Origin of the sequence: Amycolatopsis vancoresmycina (assembly GCF_000716785.1) — a bacterium.
Classification (GTDB): Bacteria; Actinomycetota; Actinomycetes; order Mycobacteriales; family Pseudonocardiaceae; genus Amycolatopsis; species Amycolatopsis vancoresmycina.
In genome coordinates this window covers 1-17,703 of sequence record NZ_JNYY01000011.1, presented here as the reverse complement: position 1 = coordinate 17,703, position 17,703 = coordinate 1, and the positions used below count along the sequence as shown (strand labels likewise).

Here is a 17,703-nt window from a genome sequence, read left to right as displayed (position 1 = left end):
CCCGCCCGACGAACGGCTGGACATCAACCGGACAAAGCCCGGTCACGCGGCTCGCCGCCCTTGGTCGGCGGCCGGGCCGGTCCGTAGCATGCACGGCGGGTGAGGAGGACGGCCGTGAGCAGCCTGACCGGGGACTTCCCCCCGGGCAGCTTCCTGGCGAAGCTGCCCGAGAGGTCGAGGGCCGGCCTGCTCGGCCTGGGCACCCTCCGCGACTACGCCCCGGGCAAAGTCCTGCTGCGGGAAGGCGAAACGACCACGCACGCGTTCGTGCTCGTGGCCGGGTTCGTCAAGGTGACGGCCACGACCCCGGAGGGACACCTGGCGCTGCTCGCCATCCGCGCCGCGGGCGAGCTGATCGGCGAGCTCGCGAGCATGGACGGGCAGCCCCGGGTCGCGACGGTCACCTGCGCCGGCCGGGTCGGCGCCCGGCTCGTCCCGCAGGCCGAGTTCCGCCGGTTTCTCGCCGGGCACGCCGACGTGGCGCTCGCGGTCGGCAGCAGCGTGGCCGGCAAGCTGCGCTGGGCGACCCGGCGGCGCGTCGACTTCGGGAGCCGCGAGGTGCGGATCCGGCTGGCGCGGGTGCTGCTGGAACTCGCGGCGGCCTACGGCACGCCCGGCCGCGGCGGGGTCGAGATCGGCTTGGACCTCACCCAGCCGGAGCTCGCCGGGCTCGTCGGCGCCGCCGAGCCGACGGTCCACCGCGCGCTCGCCGGGTTCCGGCACGCCGGCGTCGTCGGCACCGGCTACCGGCGGATCACCGTCGTCGACCGCGCCCGGCTGGAGGCCGTCGCCGACGGCTGATCTCACGCGAGGGCGGTGACCAGCAGCAGCAACGGGCCGCAGAGGAACAGCACACCGGTGCCGGCCAAGGCCCGCCGGACGTGGCGGTGCTTGACCATCGCCAGCTCGGCCAGCAGCCTCGACAGCTGGTGCGCTTCGGCGCACTGCCGGCGCACCGGGGCGCGGGCGGGTGGCCCGGCGGCGCCCGCGACGGTCGGGAAGGCGAACCGGTTGGGCACGGCGAGGCGTTCGGTCCGCGGCCGCAGGGCCTGGACCAGCTGGAACGCCGAATAGCCGTACCCCGCGACGAAGCAGGCCAGTATCGCGAACACCGCCGTCCGCAGGCCCGCGGCCGGCTGGGCCGCCGGCAGGAAGGCCAGCTGCGCGGCGACGAGCGCGGTGATCGTGCTCTGCACCGCGACCACCGTGCGCACCTTCTCGTCCGCGTGCTGCACCGCGCCCTGGAACGACGTCACGGTGCTCAGCGCGGTGTCGAGCTCCCGCACCAGCCCGGGTTCCGGCGCCGGCACGCGTTTCACCGCCTTCGGGCTCATCGCGATCTCCGTTCTCCCGCACCCACTTTTCCGCGATCCGGGCGCCCGCACCCCATCGGATGACGGGTTCACCGGCGCCGGTCCGGGCTTCCCTGGCGTGACACGCCGCGACGGCAGCGTCCGGACCACGGGGGTAGCGCTGAACCAGCAACGACAATGGCCGGCCGACTCGGTGCTCGGGCTGCTCGGGGCGAGCACCGGGGACGCCCTGCTCGACCTCGGGACGCCGGTGACCTACCGCGCGCGGCAGACCGTGCTGCGGCAGGGCGAGCCGAGCCACCACGTGGTGATCCCGCTGACCGGCACGCTGAAGGTGGTCGTCGACACCGAGTTCGGCCGTCCGGTGCTGCTCGCGCTGCGCGGCCCGGGCGACATCCTCGGCGAGCTGTCGGTCTTCGAAGACCGGCGGCGGTCGGCCAACGTGCAGACCTGCACGCCCGTCCGGGCGAACCTCGTCGGCAAGGCGCAGTTCACCGAGTTCCTCGACCGCCATCCCGACTTGTGGCGGGCGGTGGCCAGTTCGCTGAGCACCCGGCTGCACTGGGCGAACAGCCGCCGCGCCGAGATCCTCAGCTGCCCGGCGCCGATGCGGGTCGGCCGCGTCCTGGCCGAGATCGTCCGCCGCCACGGCCGCCCCAGCTGCGAGGGCTGGATCCTCGACCTTTCCCTCACCCAGGCCGAAATCGCCTCCCTCACCGGGGTCGCGCTGAGCACGTTCGAGAAGACCACCCAGCGCCTCCACCGGCTGGGTGTCCTCCGCAGCGAGTACCGGCGCATCGTCGTCGCCGACCTCGGCGCGCTGCTGCGGTTCGGCAAGCTCGACGAGACCGATCCGCAGGTCCTGAAACGTTTCAGATCATGATAGGCTCACGCTCTCTCAGCGAGGGGGTTCCGTGGTCGGCATCAAGGACGTCGCGAAACGGGCCGGCGTCTCGATCGGCACGGTGTCCAATGTGGTCAACCGGCCGCACGTGGTCGCGGCGGCCACCCGCAGCCGGGTGCTGTCGGTGATCGAGGAGCTGGGCTACGTCCGCGACGAGTCGGCCCGTCAGCTGCGCGCCGGCCGCAGCCGCGTCATGGGGCTGCTCGTGCTCGATCTCGGCAACCCGTTCTTCGTCGACGTCGCCCGCGGCGCCGAGCAGGCCGCGCACGCCGAGGGCCTCAACATCATCACCTGCAACAGCGGCCAGCGGTCCGAGCTGGAGGCGTCGTACCTGGCGATGTTCGCCGAGCAGCGGGTGCGCGGCGTGCTGCTGAGCCCGGTCGCGACGTCCGGCGAGGCCCTGCGGACGTTCCGGCGCACCGGCACGCCGTACGTCTTCGTCGACCGCAAGGCCCCGGCGGCCGAGGCGAGTTCGGTGTCGGTGGACGACGTCGCCGGCGGCGCGCTCGGCGGACGGCACCTGCTGGAAACCGGTCACCGGCGGATCGCCTTCGTCAACGGCCCCGCCATCCTCGCCCAGTGCCGCGACCGCGAGCAGGGCCTGCGCACCGCGCTGACCGGCTCGGGGGCCGAGCTGACCGTGCTGGAAGCGATCGGCCTCGACGTCACCTCCGGCCGCGACGCCGGCGCCCGCCTGCTCGGCATGAGCCCTCGCCCGACGGCGGTGTTCTGCGCGAACGACCTGCTTGCTCTGGGCGTGCTGCAGGCGATGGTCGGCGCCGGGGTCCGCGTCCCGGAGGAGATGGCGATCGTGGGGTACGACGACATCGAGTTCGCGGGCGCCGCGGCGGTCCCGCTGACGTCGGTCCGCCAGCCGGCCCGCCGCCTCGGCCGCACGGCGGCGGAACTGCTGCTGGCGGAGACGTCGGACACGAAGCCGGAACGGCAGGCGGTGGTGTTCACGCCCGAGCTGGTGGTGCGCGAGTCGACCCGGGTGCGCCGCTAAATCGTTTCGGATTCACCGGTCCATCGGGCAGGCTCGGGATCATGGCGTCGAGGTGGGTGCGGCTGCAGGCCGTGATGGTGTCCGGTTCCGCCGCCGAGGGGCTGCTGCTCGCCGCCATTCCGCTGCTCGCCGTCTCCGTCACCACCGATCCGCGGCAGGTGTCGCTGATCAACGTCGTCGGGGAAGCGCCGTGGCTGCTGCTTTCCCTGTTCGCCGGGGTGCTCATCGACCGGGTGCGGCGGACCACCGTGCTGGCCTGGGCCTACGCCGTGCTGGCCGGGGCCGCCGTCGTGCTCGCCGCCGTCACCTCGGGGAAGGTGCTCAGCCTGCCCGTGCTGCTGGTGGTCGCCTTCGTCATCACCTCGGCGCGGGTGCTCGGGGACGGTGCCAGCGGCGCGCTCGTGCCGGAACTGGTCGGGCCCGGCCAGCTCGCCCACGCCAACGCGCGGCTCACGGTGATCGACCAGGGGGTCGTGCGGTTCGTCGTGCCGCCGCTGACCGGGTTCCTGGTCGCGGTGAGCGGCGGGGCGCCCGCGTGGCTGGCCGCCGGCTGCGCGGTCCTCGCGTTCGTCCTGGCCCGCCGGATCCCGTCGCAGTCCGTCGTGGCGGCGACGACGCACCCGCTGCGCGACCTCTCCGGCGGGCTGCGGCACCTGGTGCGGACGCCGCTGCTGCGGTCGATCACGATCAACGTCGCCCTCGGCTCGTTCGCCGCGAGCGCCGGCAACGCGATGTTCGTGCTCTACGCGACGCAGGTCCTGCACGTCGGGCCGGTCGGCTACGGCCTGCTGCTCGCCTGCCTCGCCGTCGGCTGGGTCGCGTCGTCGTTCGTGGTGCAGAAGGTGGTGGACCGGCTCGGCTACTCGTGGTCGATGCGGTTCGCGCAGAGCTTCGGCGTGGTGACGGAACTGCTGATCGCCTTCGTCCCGCCGTGGCCGCCGCTGGTGGGCGTCGTCCTGGTGTCGCTGACGGCGACCGTGCTGATCTGGAACGTCTGTTCGCAGTCGAGCCGCCAGCGCTTCACGCCGGCGCCGCTGCTGGGCCGGGTCCTGACCAGCCACCGGGCGCTGGCCTGGGGCCTGACCCCGCTGGGCGCGCTGACCGGCGGGCTCGTCGCGGCCCACTGGGGCCTGCGCGCGGTCTGGGTGGTGGCCGCGGGCATCCAGGCGGTCAGCGCGGTGCTGGTCTGGTTCACGCTGTCCCCCGCCGCCTTCCGGTACGCGGAAGAAGCCGCCGTGGCCCCGGCCTGAAACGCTGAAACCGGGTGGTGGGCCGGGTCGGGGCACCGGCACACCACCCGGACGACTCAGCCGCCCAGGGCCAGCGCGACCGCGCCGAGCAGCGCCGCGTCCTGGTCGAAGCGGGCCGCCACCAGCTGCGGCGGGAACGGCACCGCGTGCGCGAGCCGGTCCGCCAGCGCCGGCAGCAGCACGTCGGCCGAGCGCACCAGCCCGCCGCCGACCGCGATGCGCTGCGGGTCCAGCATGATCGCCAGGTTCGCCACGTGCATCGACAGCTCGTCGAGCGCCGCGGTCACCAGTTCCTTCGCCTCGACGTTCTCCTTGGCCAGCGCGAACAGCTCACCGGCGGTGACCGGGCGGCCGAGCAGTTCGCTCGCCCGGCCGCCCAGCCCACGCCCACCGACGGCTTCCTCGAGCGGCGCCGCTCCGCTCGCGAAACCCTCGGTGTCCTGCGGCGAGAGCAGGTTGTACCCGATCTCGCCGGCAGCTCCGTTGGCGCCGGTCAGCACCCGGCCGCCGAACAGCACCGCCGCCGCGATGCCGGTGCCCAGCGACAGGAACACCGCCGGGTCGGCCCCGGCCAGCGCGCCCCAGCGCCATTCCGCCAGCGCCGCCGCCTTCGCGTCCGTGCCCACCGAGATCGGCACGGCCGGGAACTCGGCGGCCACCAGCTCCGCCAGGCGCAGCTGCTCCCACCCCGGCACGTTCGGCGCGAGCAGGATGCGGTCCGGCAGCACGATCCCCGGGCTGACGACGCCGATGCAGGCGGGCACCGCGCCCTCGTCGGCCAGGAGGGCCCTGGCCGCCGCGAGCGCGCGCACCACCACCTGCTCGGCCCCCGCCTGCGCGTCGGTGTCCAGCCGGCGCGTCGCCAGCAGGGTGCCGTCGCGGTCGGCGAGCCCCAGCGCCACCTTCGTGCCGCCGAAGTCGATCCCGAGAATCCGATCGTCGCTCACGCGTGCGCCCCTCCTGTCCCCCGCACCACGACCCGGCCCGTGTTGAACCCGTCGACGCTGATCACCGGGGCCGCCCCGCGCAGGTCGGCCGCCTGGTAGGTGACGGTCAGCGTCTGCGACTGACCCGGCCACAGCGTGATGTCGTTGTCGTCCCAGGTCGCGTTCGCGAGCTGGTTGTCCCCCGGCGCCTCGCGCCCGTCCGGCGTCCCGCGGCGGACGTCGGCCCGCAGGAAGAACGCCGCCCCCGGCGTCTTCGCGGTGTTCGTGACCGTCACCGTGGTGACGAGGCCGCCGCCCTGCGCCTTGGTCGACGCGGTGACGCCGACCTGCGACTTCGGCAGGTTCTGCAGCGCCTGCAGGTTGCTGTACTGCGACAGCGTCGCCTGCGGGTTGCCGAGCGTCTTGGCCCAGTCGACGACGTCCTTCTGCGTCGACAGCCAGTAGACGTTCCGGTCCACGACCTTCCCGCCCTGCTTGACCTGCAGTTCCACGAAGTAGACCTGCGCCGGCGCGGGCGCCTTTGTCTCCGCGGGCACCTTCGGCTTCAGGACTCCGGTGCGCACGCCCTGCGAATCCAGCGAAACACCCGAGACCGTCTGGTCGTCGAGGACCTTGCCCGCGGTGTCGAGGACGCGGGCCTGCACCGACAGGCCGGACTGCGTGGTGGCGCCGAGGTTGTCCAGCGTCACGGATCCGTTGTCGTAGCCGTAGAGCGCGTGCAGCGGCCGGTTCGCCTTCTTGGCGCCGAAGAACGCGCCGGGCTGGTCGCCGTCGTCGTTGTAGAGCGACCACAGCAGCGTCGGCCAGCCCTTGTTCAGCTGCCAGTAGACGACGCCGGTGGCCGGGTTCGCCTTGTCCGCCGAGTGGTGCAGGAACGCCTCGAACTGCGAGCGGGTGTTCTCGTAGTTCGCGATGTTCGCCAGGTCCACATAGGACTTGAGCGAGGTCCACTTCCCGTACCGCTGCAGGATGGACTGGTCCAGTGTGTACAGCGTGCCGAACGCGTAACCGCCGTGGTCCGGCTCGAAGTTGGCGTGGTACTGGTTGTACGCCGGGTCCTGCCACAGCTTCGCCTGCTCCGCGGGCGACAGGAACCGCTTGATCGAGTCCAGCGTCGGCACGGTGTGCCCGGCGCTCTGCTCGCTCGCGAAGCCCCAGGCGCCGCCCGCGTTGGTCCGGCTGTCGTCGGACGCGTCGAAGTGCGAGCTGTCGTACCAGTACGACGGCGGGACCCAGTCGTACGGGCCTTCTTTCTCGCCCGAGTTGCCCAGCGTCGGCGTGCTCTTGTACTCGGCCGAGGCGATCACCGGAACCTGGAAGTCCTCCTGCTTGAAGGCACTGAGGACGGCCTGTTCCTGGTTCGGGAACGGCTCGTTGTCGCTCCAGCCGTAGTTGAACACGCTGGGGTGACTGCGTTCGCGCTGCGCGATGCTCACGGAGGAGTCGTGGATGATCCGCAGGTCGCGCTCGCCCAGCTGCTCGGCGGTGTCGGGCTGCCAGGCGTCGCAGCAGAGGAACCCGCCGATCACCAGCAGGCCCGCGCGGTCGGCCTGGTCGTAGAAGTCCTGCGGCATGTCGTGGCCTTCGAGGCGGACACCGGACAGCCCCAGGTTCTTGATCAGCGCGATCTGGTGCGCGGTGTCGGCCTGGTCGTAGCGCAGGAACAGGTCCGGCGCGAAACCGCCGCCGCGGAAGACGAAGTCCTTGCCGTTGATCGTGAACTGCCGCGCGCCTTCCGGCAGCGGCGCGGACTTGCCGACCAGCCGCGAGGTCACCGTGCGGATGCCGAACGTGCTCTTCGACGACGTCGACAGCACGCCGTCCTGCGAGACCGCGGTGGTCAGCGTGTACAGCGGCTGGGCGCCCATCGAATACGGCCACCACACCTGGGGGCGGTCGATCTTCACCGGCGCGAACACGACGGTCCGCTTGGTGTTCGCCGGGATCGTGACGCGCTGCCGCACGACGACCGGCGCGCCCGAGGGCGGGGTGATCGTCGCGGCGACGTCGCCGGTCTGCGGCGCGGCCGCGTCGTTGGTGACGTCCACCTTCACGGTCAGCTTCGAGCTGGACAGGTCGGGTGCGTTGTCCTGCACGACGTGCGCGTTGTCGCCGGAGAGGGCGTCGGAGACCTGCAGGGTGGGCGGGAACTGGATGCCGGTGTCGTTGTCCGGCAGGATCTGGCTCCAGTCCACCTGGTCGAGGGTGTACATCTTCAGCGGGTTGTTCGGGTAGACCTTGATCGCCAGGGTGTTCTTGCCCGGCTTGACCAGCTTCGAGACGTCGAAGGTGTGCCCGGCGAACGCGCCGCTGACGACGTCCTTCGTCGCGACGAGCGTGCCGTTCACCCAGACGTCGCCCTCGCCGACGATGCCGGGGATGGTCAGCTTCGCGTGCTGGCCCGGCCGGATGTCCGGGGTGAAGTCGGTGCGGTACCACCACGGGTCGGCGAACGGCTGGGTGACGACCGGGCCGAGCTTGTCGACGTACCCGAAGCACTTGCGGATGTTGTCCGAGTAGAAGACGTCCGGGCACTTGCCGTTCTGGACCAGCGCGGTGATCTCGGTGCCGGGCGCGCCGGCGTCGTCGACCTTCACCGGCAGCCAGCCACGGGTGGCGTACCCGGGCGTGGAGACCTTGTCTCCGCCGTCCTTGACGTTCGCCGTCGTGAGGACCTGCCAGCCCGGCAGGCCGATCGTGCTGAACCCGTGCGGTTTCGCGAGGTCCTGCTGCGCGGACGCCGGCGCGGCCACGCTCAGCACGCCGGGCACGAGCAGCAGCGCGGCGAGGACCGCGAGCTTCCGGGTCATGCCTGAACCCCTTCCGGTTCGGTGGCGAAGGCTTCCTTGATTTCCTTGGGCCCGAACGGCCACGTGTGCTCCGCCTTGGCATAGACCAGGTACGCGATCGCGCCGAGGGCGATCCAGCCGAGCGACAGCCCGATCGAGAGCCAGGTCGCGGAGACGTAGATGTAGACCCAGCCGACCAGCGCGAGCAGCGTCGGCACCGGGTAGAGCCACTGCCGGTACGGGCGCTTCAGGTCCGGCTGCCGCCGCCGCAGCGTCCAGATCGCGGCGACCTGGGCCAGTGACTGGATGATGACCAGCGTGGCGACGGCCGCGTTGATGACGTCGGTCAGCGTGAACAGCGAGCCGATGATCGTGATCGCGCCCATGGTGAGCACGCCCGCGGTCGGCAGGTTGAGCTTCGGGTGCAGCTTGCCGAACACCGGCAGGAACACCTTGTCCCGCGCGGCTTCGAACGGCACCCGCGACCCGCCGAGCAGCCCGGCGAAGACCGAGCCGATCGCGGCGATCACGATCAGCACGGTGATCGCCTTGGCCGTGCCGGTGCCCCAGGCCTGCTCGAGCACGGAGGAGGCCACCGAGGTGGCGGTCTTGAGCTGGTCCAGCGGGATCGAGCCGAGCACGCCGACCTGCAGCAGGAAGTAGAGGCTCATGATGCCGAGGATGGAGAAGATGATCGACCGCGGGATGGTCCGGCCCGGCGAGCGGACCTCGCCGCCGAGGTAGGCGGTCGTGTTGTAGCCGAGGTAGTCGTAGATCGCGATGATCAGGCCGGCGCCGAGGCCGCCCCAGAACGTGCCCTCGCCGGCCGAGCTGAACGCGCCGGGCGTGAAGGCGAACGCCTGCGCGCCGCTGAAGTGCGAGAAGGCCGCGACGATGGTGGCGAGCACGGCGACCAGCATGACCACGAACAGGCCGGTGGTCAGCTTGCCGATCTGACCGATCTTCCGGAACAGCGCCAGGATGATCAGGAGCGTGATGCCGACGCCGATCAGCTTGCCGAGCGGGGTCGTGCCCGCGTCGTCGGTGACGCCCGGGATCAGGTAGCCGAGGTACTGGACGAGCCCGATGATGCCGGTCGACATGATCAGCGGGATGAACAGCACCGCGCTCCAGACGAACAGGAACGGCATCAGGCGCCCGGTCCGGTACTGGAACGCCTCGCGCAAGTAGAGGTAAGTGCCGCCGGCCCCCGGCATCGCGGCCCCGAGTTCGGCCCAGATCAGCCCGTCGGCCAGCGCGACGATCGCCCCGATGATCCAGCCGAACATCGCCTGCGGGCCGCCCATGGTGGCGACCATCGCGGGGATCGTGACGAACGGGCCGATCCCGCACATCTGCGTCATGTTGATCGCGGTGGCCTGCAGCGGGCCGATACGGCGTTCAAGGGCGGGCGGTTCCCCGGACCGAGTGGGTGAACTCACGACGTGCCTCCGACTAGTAGTTAGTAAAGTTTCTTAACATAGAACGGGCGGGGTCGAAAGGGTTCCGCCGGTAAAGTTGCGGCAACTCAGGAGGACGTGTGGGGCAAAACGGGCCGCAGGCCGGAACCCCGGCACACATGCGGGCGCTGAACCAGCGGCTCGTCCTGGACCGGCTGCGGACCCACGGCGAAGCGACGCGGCCCCGGATCGCGGCCGACACCGGCCTGTCGAAACCCACGGTGGGCCAGGCGCTGCTGGACCTGGAGCAGCACGGGCTCGTCCGGGCCACCGGGCGCAGCCTGGCCGGACCGGGCCGCGCGGCGGTGGTCTACCAGGCGGCGCCGGACGCCGGGCACGTCGTGGGCGTCGACATCGGGCGGCGGGTGATCCGGGTGGCCGTCGCGGACCTCGAAGGCAGCATCGTCGCCCGGCTCGACGAGCCCAACCGGTGCCGCTCGGCGAGCGCGCTGGTGCGCACGGTGAGCGACGCCGTCGACCGCGCGGTGGCTTCGGCCGGGCTCGCGCCGCACGAAGTCGTGGCGACGGTGGTCGGCACGCCGGGCGTCCCCGACCCGGCGACCGGCACGGTGCACCGCGCGCCCAACCTGCCGGGCTGGGAGCGGCGCGGGGTGCTGCACGAGCTCGTCTCGGCGCTGGCCGTCGCGGGCTCGGACGTGGTGGTGGAGAACGACGCGAACCTGTGCGCGGTCGGCGAGCACGCCCTCGGCGCGGCGCTCGGCGTCGACGTGCTGGTGTGCCTGACGGTCGGCACCGGGATCGGCATGGGCCTGCTGGTGGCGGGGAGGCTGTTCCGCGGCGCCCACGGCGCGGCGGGCGAGATCGCGGACCTGCCGTACGGCCCGATGCCGTCGGGCGCGGGCGCGCGACGCCCCGGCCCGATGGAGACGGCGGCGGCGGGCCAGGCGGTGGTCGACGCGGCCCGGGCTCTCGGGTTGACGGCGAGGTCGGCGAAGGACGTGTTCCGCCTGGCCCGCGCGGGCGACGAGCGGGCGGTGCGGGTGGTCGAGGAGGAAGCGGAGAAGCTGGCGTACGTGGTGTCGGCGGTGACGGCGGTGCTGGACCCGCGCCTGATCGTGCTGGGCGGCGGGATCGGCGGGAACGCGGACCTGCTGGCCGGCCCGATGCGGCGGGCGCTGGCGGCGACGATCCCGGCGGTGCCGGACATCGTGGCCGGCCAGCTGGGCGAGGACGCGGTGCTGGCGGGAGCGATCGCCACGGCACTGGACACGGCCCGGGACCTGGTCTTCGACCGCCGGGGCCTCCCCCACACCGCGGGCGCCTGAGCACCGGGAAACCAGCCCGGGTGTCGTGAGTGGTAAGGCGAGTTCTAACTCGCCTTACCACTCACGACAACCCGCACCGGCGCTAGTCCGAGGGGCCCCGCAGGGTGAGGACCACGCGCAGCACGTACTCGACCGCCGTGCGGAAGGCCGGGCCGCGCAGCTCACCGCGGTCGGCCAGGTTGCGGGACGCGAACTCCAGCTCCCGCTCCGTGCCGCCGCGGCGGACCAGCAGCGCCGCGATCTCCTCGAAGTCGAGGTCCGGGTGGTCGAGGCGCGTCAGGGCGAACTCGATCATCAGTTCTTCCGCCGTCACAGGCACCCCTTTCCGCTCCTCCAGCGTACCCGTGACCGGCCTCACCAGCGTTACTGTACCGTCCAGACGGTATAGTAACCGGCATGACCACGACTCAGCCCGCCTCCGCCCGGACGGTGAGCCCGCGCCGCCGCTGGGCCGCGCTGGGGGTGCTCGTCGGGGCCGTCCTGCTGCTCGCCATCGACGGCACCGTGCTCTACCTCGCCGTGCCGTCACTCACCCGGGAACTCGCGCCGACCGCCACCGAGGTCCTGTGGATCGGCGACGTCTATTCCCTCGCACTGGCCGGCCTGCTCGTCACCGCCGGGAACCTCGCCGACCGGTTCGGGCGCAAGAAGGTGCTGCTCCTCGGCACGGCCGCCTTCGGGCTCGCCTCCGTCCTCGCCGCCTTCTCCCCCACCGCCGGCGTGCTGATCCTCGCGCGGCTGCTGCTGGGCGTCGCCGGGGCGACGATCATGCCGTCGACGCTGTCGCTCATCCGGACGCTGTTCACCGACCCGCGCGAGCGGACCCGCGCCGTCGCGATCTGGTCGGCCGGGTCCGGCGGCGGCATCGCACTCGGCCCGCTCGTCGGCGGGACGCTGCTGGAGCACTACTGGTGGGGCTCGGTGTTCCTGATCAACGTGCCGGTCGTCGTGGTCTTCCTGATCGCGGGTGCGTGGCTGCTGCCCGAGTCGCGGGATCCGGCGCCGGGCCGGTTCGACCTGCTCTCGGCCGGGCTGTCGCTCGCCGCGATCGTGCCGCTGGTCTACGCGGTCAAGCACGCCGTCAGCGCCGGCCTCGACGCCCGGGTCGCCGTCGCCGCCGTGCTCGGGCTGGGCTCCGGTGTCCTGTTCGTCCGGCGGCAGCGGCGGGCGGCCGCGCCGCTGATCGACGTCACGCTGTTCCGCAACCCGGCGTTCAGCGGCGCTGTCCTCGCGGACTTCATCGCCGTCTTCGCGCTGATGGGCTTGCTGTTCTTCTTCTCGCAGTACCTGCAGCTCGTGCGCGGCTTCTCGCCGCTGCAGGCCGGGTTCGCGGAAATGCCGGCGACACTGGCCTCGATCGCCGTCGTGGCCGCGGTCGGCGTGGTCGTCGCCCGGCTCGGGCGGGGGCGGGCCGTCGCAGCCGGGCTCGCGGTGGCCGCCGCCGGGCTGGCGCTCGTCGCCCTCGCCGAACCGGCGCCGCAGTACTGGTGGCTGGGCCTGACGCTGGTGCCGGTCGGGCTCGGCGTCGGGCTGGCGCTGACGCTGACCGTCGACTCGGTGCTGTCCGCCGTCCCGCGGGACAAGGCCGGTTCGGCGTCCGCGATCTCCGAGACCGCCTACGAACTCGGGGCGGCGCTGGGCATCGCGGTCCTCGGCTCGGTCGTCACCCTCGCCTACCGCGCCTTCCTGCCGGCGGACCCGCTCCCCGCCGAGGCCCGCGACTCCCTCGCCGGCGCGGTGCTCGTCGGCGACCCGGAGCTCGTCCGGGCCGCGCAGGAGGCCTTCACCGGCGCCATGCAGGTAACGGCGCTCGCGGCGGCCGCCGTCACCGCCGTCGCCGCGGTGATCGCCTGGCGTACCATTCCGTCCGGAAAGGACTGACATGCCGCGCAAAGCCGGGCGCAGCCCGGAAGAAACCCGCCGGGCGCTGCTCGACGCCGCCGCGACGGTGATCCGCACCCGCGGCGTCTCGGCGTCCCTCGACGACATCGCCCGGGCGGCCGGGGTGTCGAAAGGCGGGCTGCTGTACCACTTCCCGGCCAAGGACGCGCTGGTGCGCACGCTCGCGCAGGACATGCTGGACGCCTTCCGCACCGAGGTGCGGGCGGCGCTCGACCCGGCCGACACGGCCCCGGGACGGCTGACGCGCGCCTACGTCCGGGCGTCGCTGGACACCTCCCACGACGAGGTCGCCGTGCGCGAGTACCTCGCCCTGATCGCCCAGCTGATGTCGATCCCGGAAGTCGCCGAGCTCGCCCGCGCGGACGCCGGGCAGTGGGAGCGCGAACTGCACGACGACGGCCTCCCGGACCACGTGGTCACCCTGGTGGTCGCGGCGGCCGACGGCGCGAGCGCGGCCCCGCTGTGGGGCGTCGGCATCGACGTGGCGGCCGCGCGGAAGCTCGAACAGCAGCTACTCGACTTGACCCGCCCGAACTGAACCGGCGGTGTCAACCCGTCGAAGGTGTTGGTAAATCACCACTTGCCGACCCTACGTTAGTCGGCTCCCGCCGTCGCGGCTTCCGGGTAAATTTTCGACAGCGCGCGCAAATCCGGCAAATCCCCGTCCCCACGAGGAGTCTTCCGATGTCGAGGAAGTTCGCTCTGGCCGGCGCCGCTGCGCTGGCACTGAGCCTGACCCCGCTCGCCGCCGGCACCGCGTCGGCCGCCACCGAGCAGGAAGCCGCCGTCACCACGGTGTACTACAGCACCGCCAGCGCGCCGACGTTCCGCTCGGTGATCAACGCCGGTGCCGCCAACTGGAACAACAGCGTGACCAACGTGAAGCTGGTCGAACGCAACTCCGGTGCGAGCCTGCGCTACACCGAAGGCAACGACCCCCGCGGGTCCTACGCCTCCACCAACGGGCACGGCAGCGGCACCATCTTCATCGACTACAGCCAGGCCCGCCAGTACAACCCGACCCGCATCGCGGCGCACGAGACAGGGCACGCCCTCGGGCTGCCCGACCACTACTCGGGCCCGTGCTCGGAGCTGATGTCGGGTGGCGGCCCCGGCCCGTCCTGCACCAACGCCTACCCGAACGCGACCGAGCGTTCGCGGGTGAACCAGCTCTGGGCGAACGGTCTCGCCGCCACCAGCGAGCAGCGCGTCTTCCAGACGGTTTACGGCTTCTGATCGGTCCGCGCGCCGGTGGCCCCCGGGTCACCGGCGCGCGCCGGTGCGTCCTCGGCCACGACGTCCTCGGCGAGCTGCCAGCCGCCGCGGCGGCGCAGGACCACGCCGTAGTACGCCGCCGCCAGCAGGATGATGCCCACCGTGACGATCAGGCTCGGCCGGCCCACCACCGGGTCCAGCAGGTTCTGGTACACCACGAACACCAGCACGGCCAGCGCGAGCAGCGGTGCCACCGGGAACCACGGCATCCGGTACTTCGCGTGCGCCGTCGCGCCGGTCCGGCGGCCGTTGATCGCGCCGAGGCACAGCGCCGCGTACACCACGACGATCGACGTGCTGGTGACCACGAGCAGCAGCTTCGGGTCGGCGAAGCAGAGCAGTGCGGCGACGATCCCCGTCCCGACCGTCGCCACCCACGGCGTCCCGAAGCGCGGGTGCACCGCCGCCAGCGCCCGGCTGACCGCGCCCGGCCAGGCCCGGTCGCGGCCGCTGCTGAACACCAGCCGGGAGCTGATCAGCACGATCGCCAGCACGGCGTTCACGATCGCCAGCGCGACCGCGACGCTCAGGACCGTGTCCAGGGTGCTGCCGCCGCGGGCGGAGATGAACGCCGAGAGCATGTTCTCCGCGCCGAACAGCTGCCCGAGGTCGGGCGCGCCGAGCAGGACCGCCGTCACCGGGACGAGCTCGGCGACCACCGTGACGACCAGCGCGAGCAGGATCGCCCGCGCGATGCCGCGCGGGGCGTCCTGGGTCTCCTCGCCGAAGTAGACCGCCGAGCCGTAGCCGTTGTAGGCGAACATCGCCACGGCCACCGCGATCGCGATGGCGCCGATGGTCGCCGGGCTGCCGTCGGCGGCCACCGGGTGCACCAGCAGGTCGGTGACCGGCCGCGCCGGGTGCAGCAGGCCGAGCGCGCTCACCACGACCAGCGCGAGCAGCTCGATGGCCAGGAAGACCCCGGTGACCCACGCGTTCACCTTGATGTCGAACACCCCGACCACGGCGGCCAGCACGCACGTCACCGCGGCGACCGCGGGCCCGGGCAGGCCCGGCCACAGCACACCCAGGTAGGTGCCGACCCCCAGGGCGATCACGGCGACGATCAGCACCTGCGTGATGATCATCAGCCCCAGCACGGCGAACCCGGGCAGCCGGCCGAGCGTGCGCGCGACGATCGCGTACTCGCCGCCGGCCACCGGGAACGCCGAGGCGAGTTCGGCGTAGACGAACGCCATGAAGACGCCGACGACCGCGGCGGCGGCGAAGCTCAGGAAGGCCCCGGTGCCGGCGCCGGTGAGCACGCCCGGCGCGATGATGAACACCGACGACGCGGGGCTGATCGCCGAGAGCGTGATGAGCAGGGTGCCGAGGGTCCGCAGGCCGCGGCGGAGCGGAGGGGTGGTCACGATCGGGCCTCCAGTTTTTTGAAGCTCCTTCGATAAACCAGGTGACCACGGATCAAAGGCTTGTCAGCCCGGGAAGTCAAGTACTTGCTTTTCTTGAAGATCCTTCGAAGAATGATCGGCATGGCACGACCGAGCAGGGCACCCGAGCGGCGGGCCGAGCTGATCGCGGTGGCGCGGCGCGCCGTCGTCGAGCGCGGGGTCCTCAACCTGAGGCTGCGGGACATCGCCGACGGCGCCGGGCTGTCGTCCGGTTCGGTGCTCTACTACTTCCCCACCCTGGCCGAGCTGCTGCAGGAGGTGCAGCGCGAAGCCGTCGAACGCTTCTGCACCCAGCGGGAGGAAGCCGCCCGCCGCGGCACCCCCACCGAGCGGCTGCTCGCCACCATCCGCAGCGGCCTGCCCTCCGGCCCGGACGACGAACTGTGCGTGCTGCTCTACGAACTCGGCACGATCGCCCGCCGCGACCCCGCCTACGCCGCCCGGCACATCGCGCTCTACGAGCGGCAGGTGCGCATCTACACCGGGATCCTCGAGGCCGGCGCCGCAACCGGCGAGTTCACGCTGACCGCCGACGCGCTCGCGATCGCCCGGAACCTCGTCGCCCTCGAAGACGGCTACGGCCTGCACCTCACCCAGGCCGTGCCGACGCTGGAGCCGGCCACCGCCGAAGCGATGCTGCTGTCCTACGCCCGCACCGCCTGCACCCTGGAGGACCCGTCATGACCCGTGCCCGCGACCTGGGCATCGCCCTGCCCGGCCGGCCCGGCACGCACAACGCGCTCACCGACGTCCCCGGCGTCGAAGTCGGCTACACGACGCTGGTCGAGGGCGAGTCGGTGCGCACGGGTGTCACCGCGATCCTCCCCCGCGGCCGCGAGGAATTCGCCGTGCCGTGCGCCGCCGGGACGTCCTCGCTCAACGGCAACGGCGAGATGACCGGCACCGCGTGGCTCGCCGAGACGGGGTCGCTGACCCTGCCGGTGCTGATCACCAACACGCACGCCGTCGGGCCGTGCCACCGGGGCGTGGTGGACTGGGTGGTGCGCGAGCGCCCCGACGTGGCCGCGGAGTGGCTGCTGCCGGTGGTCGCCGAGACGTGGGACGGCTACCTCAACGACATCAACGCGCCGACCATCCACAGTGGACACGCGGTGGCGGCGATCGACGCGGCCCGGCCGGGCCCGCCCGCCGAGGGGTCGGTCGGCGGCGGCACCGGGATGACCTGCTACGGCTTCAAGGGCGGCACCGGAACGGCCTCCCGGGTCGTCGCCCACGGCGCGGACGAGTACACCGTGGGCGTGCTGGTGCAGGCGAACTTCGGCAGCAGGCGGGAACTGACGGTCGCAGGCGCGCCGGTGGGCGCGGAACTGGCGGCGGACAACCCGATGGAGGCGTGGGCGGCGGCCCCGGCGGGCGCGGGCTCGGTGATCGTCGTCGTGGGCACGGACGCACCCCTGCTGCCGGGCCAGTGCACGGCGCTGGCCCGCCGGGTCCCGCTGGGCCTGGCCCGCACCGGCACGACGGGCTCCCATTTCTCGGGCGACCTGTTCCTCGCCTTCAGCACGGCGAACCCGGGCGCGCTGACCAGCACGTTCCCCCGCACGGCGGAGGCCGAGTACGAGAGCCTGCGGTTCGTGCCGTGGGGCCGGATCGACCCGTTCTTCGAGGCGGTGGTCCAGGCGGTGGAGGAAGCGGTGCTCAACGCGCTGGTGGCCGGGCGCGAGACGACCGGCCACCGGGGGCGCCGGGTGCCCGGGCTGCCGCTTGCGCACTGGCTCGGCTGACCCGCCGAGGACGAGCCGGGCTTCGAGGTTTCGAGACGAGCGGCGGAGCTATGCGTCTAGCTTGCTAGCGTGCTAGCCTCGCCGGGTGGGCGATGACGACGTCAAGCAGTTCAACGTGTACCTGCCGATCGGCCTGATCCGGCAGGTCAAGCACCGGGCCATCGAGACCGAGCGGTCGCTCTCGGCGCTCGTCGCCGACGCGCTGCGCGCCTACCTCGGAACCGAACCCGAAGAGGAGCACTGACACGAAGATGAACGAGACTCGCTGGTGGAGATGGGGTTGGTCTGGTCTTGTGTCAGGTGGGGATTGGGTCGAAACGGACGGTCATGCCCAGCGCGTTGGCCTGCTTGACGATCTGGCGCATGGCGCGTTGAGGGTCCCGGCGGGTGAAGTAGTCAGCACCGAGCTCGTGGTAG

Annotated in this window: 17 protein-coding genes; 11 read left to right on the top strand and 6 right to left on the bottom strand. The window is 72.3% G+C overall.

What is annotated here, in order from left to right; translation table 11 throughout:
• Positions 1-114: 114 nt before the first annotated feature.
• Positions 115-801, top strand: coding sequence for a Crp/Fnr family transcriptional regulator (locus tag OO60_RS25720; RefSeq protein WP_003097917.1), 687 nt, complete (start codon positions 115-117; stop codon positions 799-801).
• 2 nt (positions 802-803) lie between these two features.
• On the opposite strand, the gene OO60_RS25715 is transcribed toward OO60_RS25720, so the two are convergent.
• Positions 804-1,334 (bottom strand): Pycsar system effector family protein, encoded by a 531-nt coding sequence (locus OO60_RS25715; protein WP_003097914.1) that lies wholly within the window; start codon positions 1,332-1,334, stop codon positions 804-806.
• A gap of 97 nt (positions 1,335-1,431) precedes the next feature.
• Here OO60_RS25715 and OO60_RS25710 point away from each other — a divergent pair, with 97 nt between their 5' ends.
• From OO60_RS25710 to OO60_RS25700, 3 genes are read left to right on the top strand one after another with little or no spacing between them, the layout of a single operon-like run.
• Positions 1,432-2,196 (top strand): Crp/Fnr family transcriptional regulator, encoded by a 765-nt coding sequence (locus tag OO60_RS25710; RefSeq protein ID WP_155848961.1) that lies wholly within the window; start codon positions 1,432-1,434, stop codon positions 2,194-2,196.
• Between the two features lie 31 nt (positions 2,197-2,227).
• The gene (locus tag OO60_RS25705; protein WP_003097909.1) at positions 2,228-3,223 is read left to right on the top strand and encodes a LacI family DNA-binding transcriptional regulator; all 996 of its coding nucleotides are present in this window, start codon (positions 2,228-2,230) and stop codon (positions 3,221-3,223) included.
• 41 nt (positions 3,224-3,264) lie between these two features.
• Positions 3,265-4,473, top strand: coding sequence for an MFS transporter (locus OO60_RS25700; RefSeq protein WP_033262222.1), 1,209 nt, complete (start codon positions 3,265-3,267; stop codon positions 4,471-4,473).
• A gap of 56 nt (positions 4,474-4,529) precedes the next feature.
• Here OO60_RS25700 and OO60_RS25695 read toward each other — a convergent pair whose 3' ends face one another.
• Genes OO60_RS25695 through OO60_RS25685 form a run of 3 tightly spaced genes read right to left on the bottom strand, consistent with a single transcriptional unit; the run spans position 4,530 to position 9,651 of the window.
• Positions 4,530-5,420, bottom strand: a complete 891-nt coding sequence (locus OO60_RS25695) for an ROK family protein (RefSeq protein ID WP_003097903.1) — start codon at positions 5,418-5,420, stop codon at positions 4,530-4,532.
• On the bottom strand, positions 5,417-8,230 hold the full coding sequence (locus OO60_RS25690) for a glycosyl hydrolase 2 galactose-binding domain-containing protein (RefSeq protein ID WP_003097901.1): 2,814 nt from the start codon (positions 8,228-8,230) through the stop codon (positions 5,417-5,419). The genes OO60_RS25695 and OO60_RS25690 overlap by 4 nt, the downstream gene beginning before the upstream one ends.
• On the bottom strand, positions 8,227-9,651 hold the full coding sequence (locus OO60_RS25685) for an APC family permease (RefSeq protein ID WP_033262221.1): 1,425 nt from the start codon (positions 9,649-9,651) through the stop codon (positions 8,227-8,229). The genes OO60_RS25690 and OO60_RS25685 overlap by 4 nt, the downstream gene beginning before the upstream one ends.
• A gap of 137 nt (positions 9,652-9,788) precedes the next feature.
• Between OO60_RS25685 and OO60_RS25680 the strand changes: the two genes are divergently transcribed.
• Entirely contained in the window at positions 9,789-10,955 is a 1,167-nt protein-coding gene (locus OO60_RS25680) for an ROK family transcriptional regulator (RefSeq protein WP_051767762.1), read from the top strand.
• 82 nt (positions 10,956-11,037) lie between these two features.
• Here OO60_RS25680 and OO60_RS25675 read toward each other — a convergent pair whose 3' ends face one another.
• Entirely contained in the window at positions 11,038-11,268 is a 231-nt protein-coding gene (locus OO60_RS25675) for a hypothetical protein (protein ID WP_033262219.1), read from the bottom strand.
• Positions 11,269-11,351: 83 nt separating this feature from the next.
• Between OO60_RS25675 and OO60_RS25670 the strand changes: the two genes are divergently transcribed.
• From OO60_RS25670 to OO60_RS25660, 3 genes are all read left to right on the top strand, one after another.
• Positions 11,352-12,836: an MFS transporter gene (locus OO60_RS25670; protein ID WP_033262218.1), complete on the top strand. Its 1,485-nt coding sequence runs from the start codon at positions 11,352-11,354 to the stop codon at positions 12,834-12,836.
• 1 nt (position 12,837) lies between these two features.
• Positions 12,838-13,395 (top strand): TetR/AcrR family transcriptional regulator, encoded by a 558-nt coding sequence (locus OO60_RS25665; RefSeq protein ID WP_033262217.1) that lies wholly within the window; start codon positions 12,838-12,840, stop codon positions 13,393-13,395.
• Between the two features lie 146 nt (positions 13,396-13,541).
• Positions 13,542-14,093 carry a snapalysin family zinc-dependent metalloprotease gene (locus tag OO60_RS25660; protein ID WP_033262216.1) on the top strand — a complete coding sequence of 184 codons (552 nt, stop codon included), beginning with the start codon at positions 13,542-13,544 and terminating at the stop codon, positions 14,091-14,093.
• Here the strand turns inward: OO60_RS25660 and OO60_RS25655 are convergent.
• Positions 14,081-15,502, bottom strand: a complete 1,422-nt coding sequence (locus OO60_RS25655; RefSeq protein WP_051767761.1) for an APC family permease — start codon at positions 15,500-15,502, stop codon at positions 14,081-14,083. The genes OO60_RS25660 and OO60_RS25655 overlap by 13 nt on opposite strands.
• Before the next feature lie 120 nt (positions 15,503-15,622).
• Here OO60_RS25655 and OO60_RS25650 point away from each other — a divergent pair, with 120 nt between their 5' ends.
• The 3 genes from OO60_RS25650 (at position 15,623) to OO60_RS25640 (ending at position 17,530) form a co-directional block, all read left to right on the top strand.
• On the top strand, positions 15,623-16,225 hold the full coding sequence (locus OO60_RS25650; protein ID WP_033262322.1) for a TetR/AcrR family transcriptional regulator: 603 nt from the start codon (positions 15,623-15,625) through the stop codon (positions 16,223-16,225).
• On the top strand, positions 16,222-17,286 hold the full coding sequence (locus OO60_RS25645; RefSeq protein ID WP_033262215.1) for a DmpA family aminopeptidase: 1,065 nt from the start codon (positions 16,222-16,224) through the stop codon (positions 17,284-17,286). Before OO60_RS25650 ends, OO60_RS25645 begins: the two co-directional genes overlap by 4 nt.
• A gap of 85 nt (positions 17,287-17,371) precedes the next feature.
• Positions 17,372-17,530 carry a ribbon-helix-helix protein, CopG family gene (locus tag OO60_RS25640; RefSeq protein WP_033262214.1) on the top strand — a complete coding sequence of 53 codons (159 nt, stop codon included), beginning with the start codon at positions 17,372-17,374 and terminating at the stop codon, positions 17,528-17,530.
• The last annotated feature ends 173 nt before the right edge of the window (positions 17,531-17,703 follow it).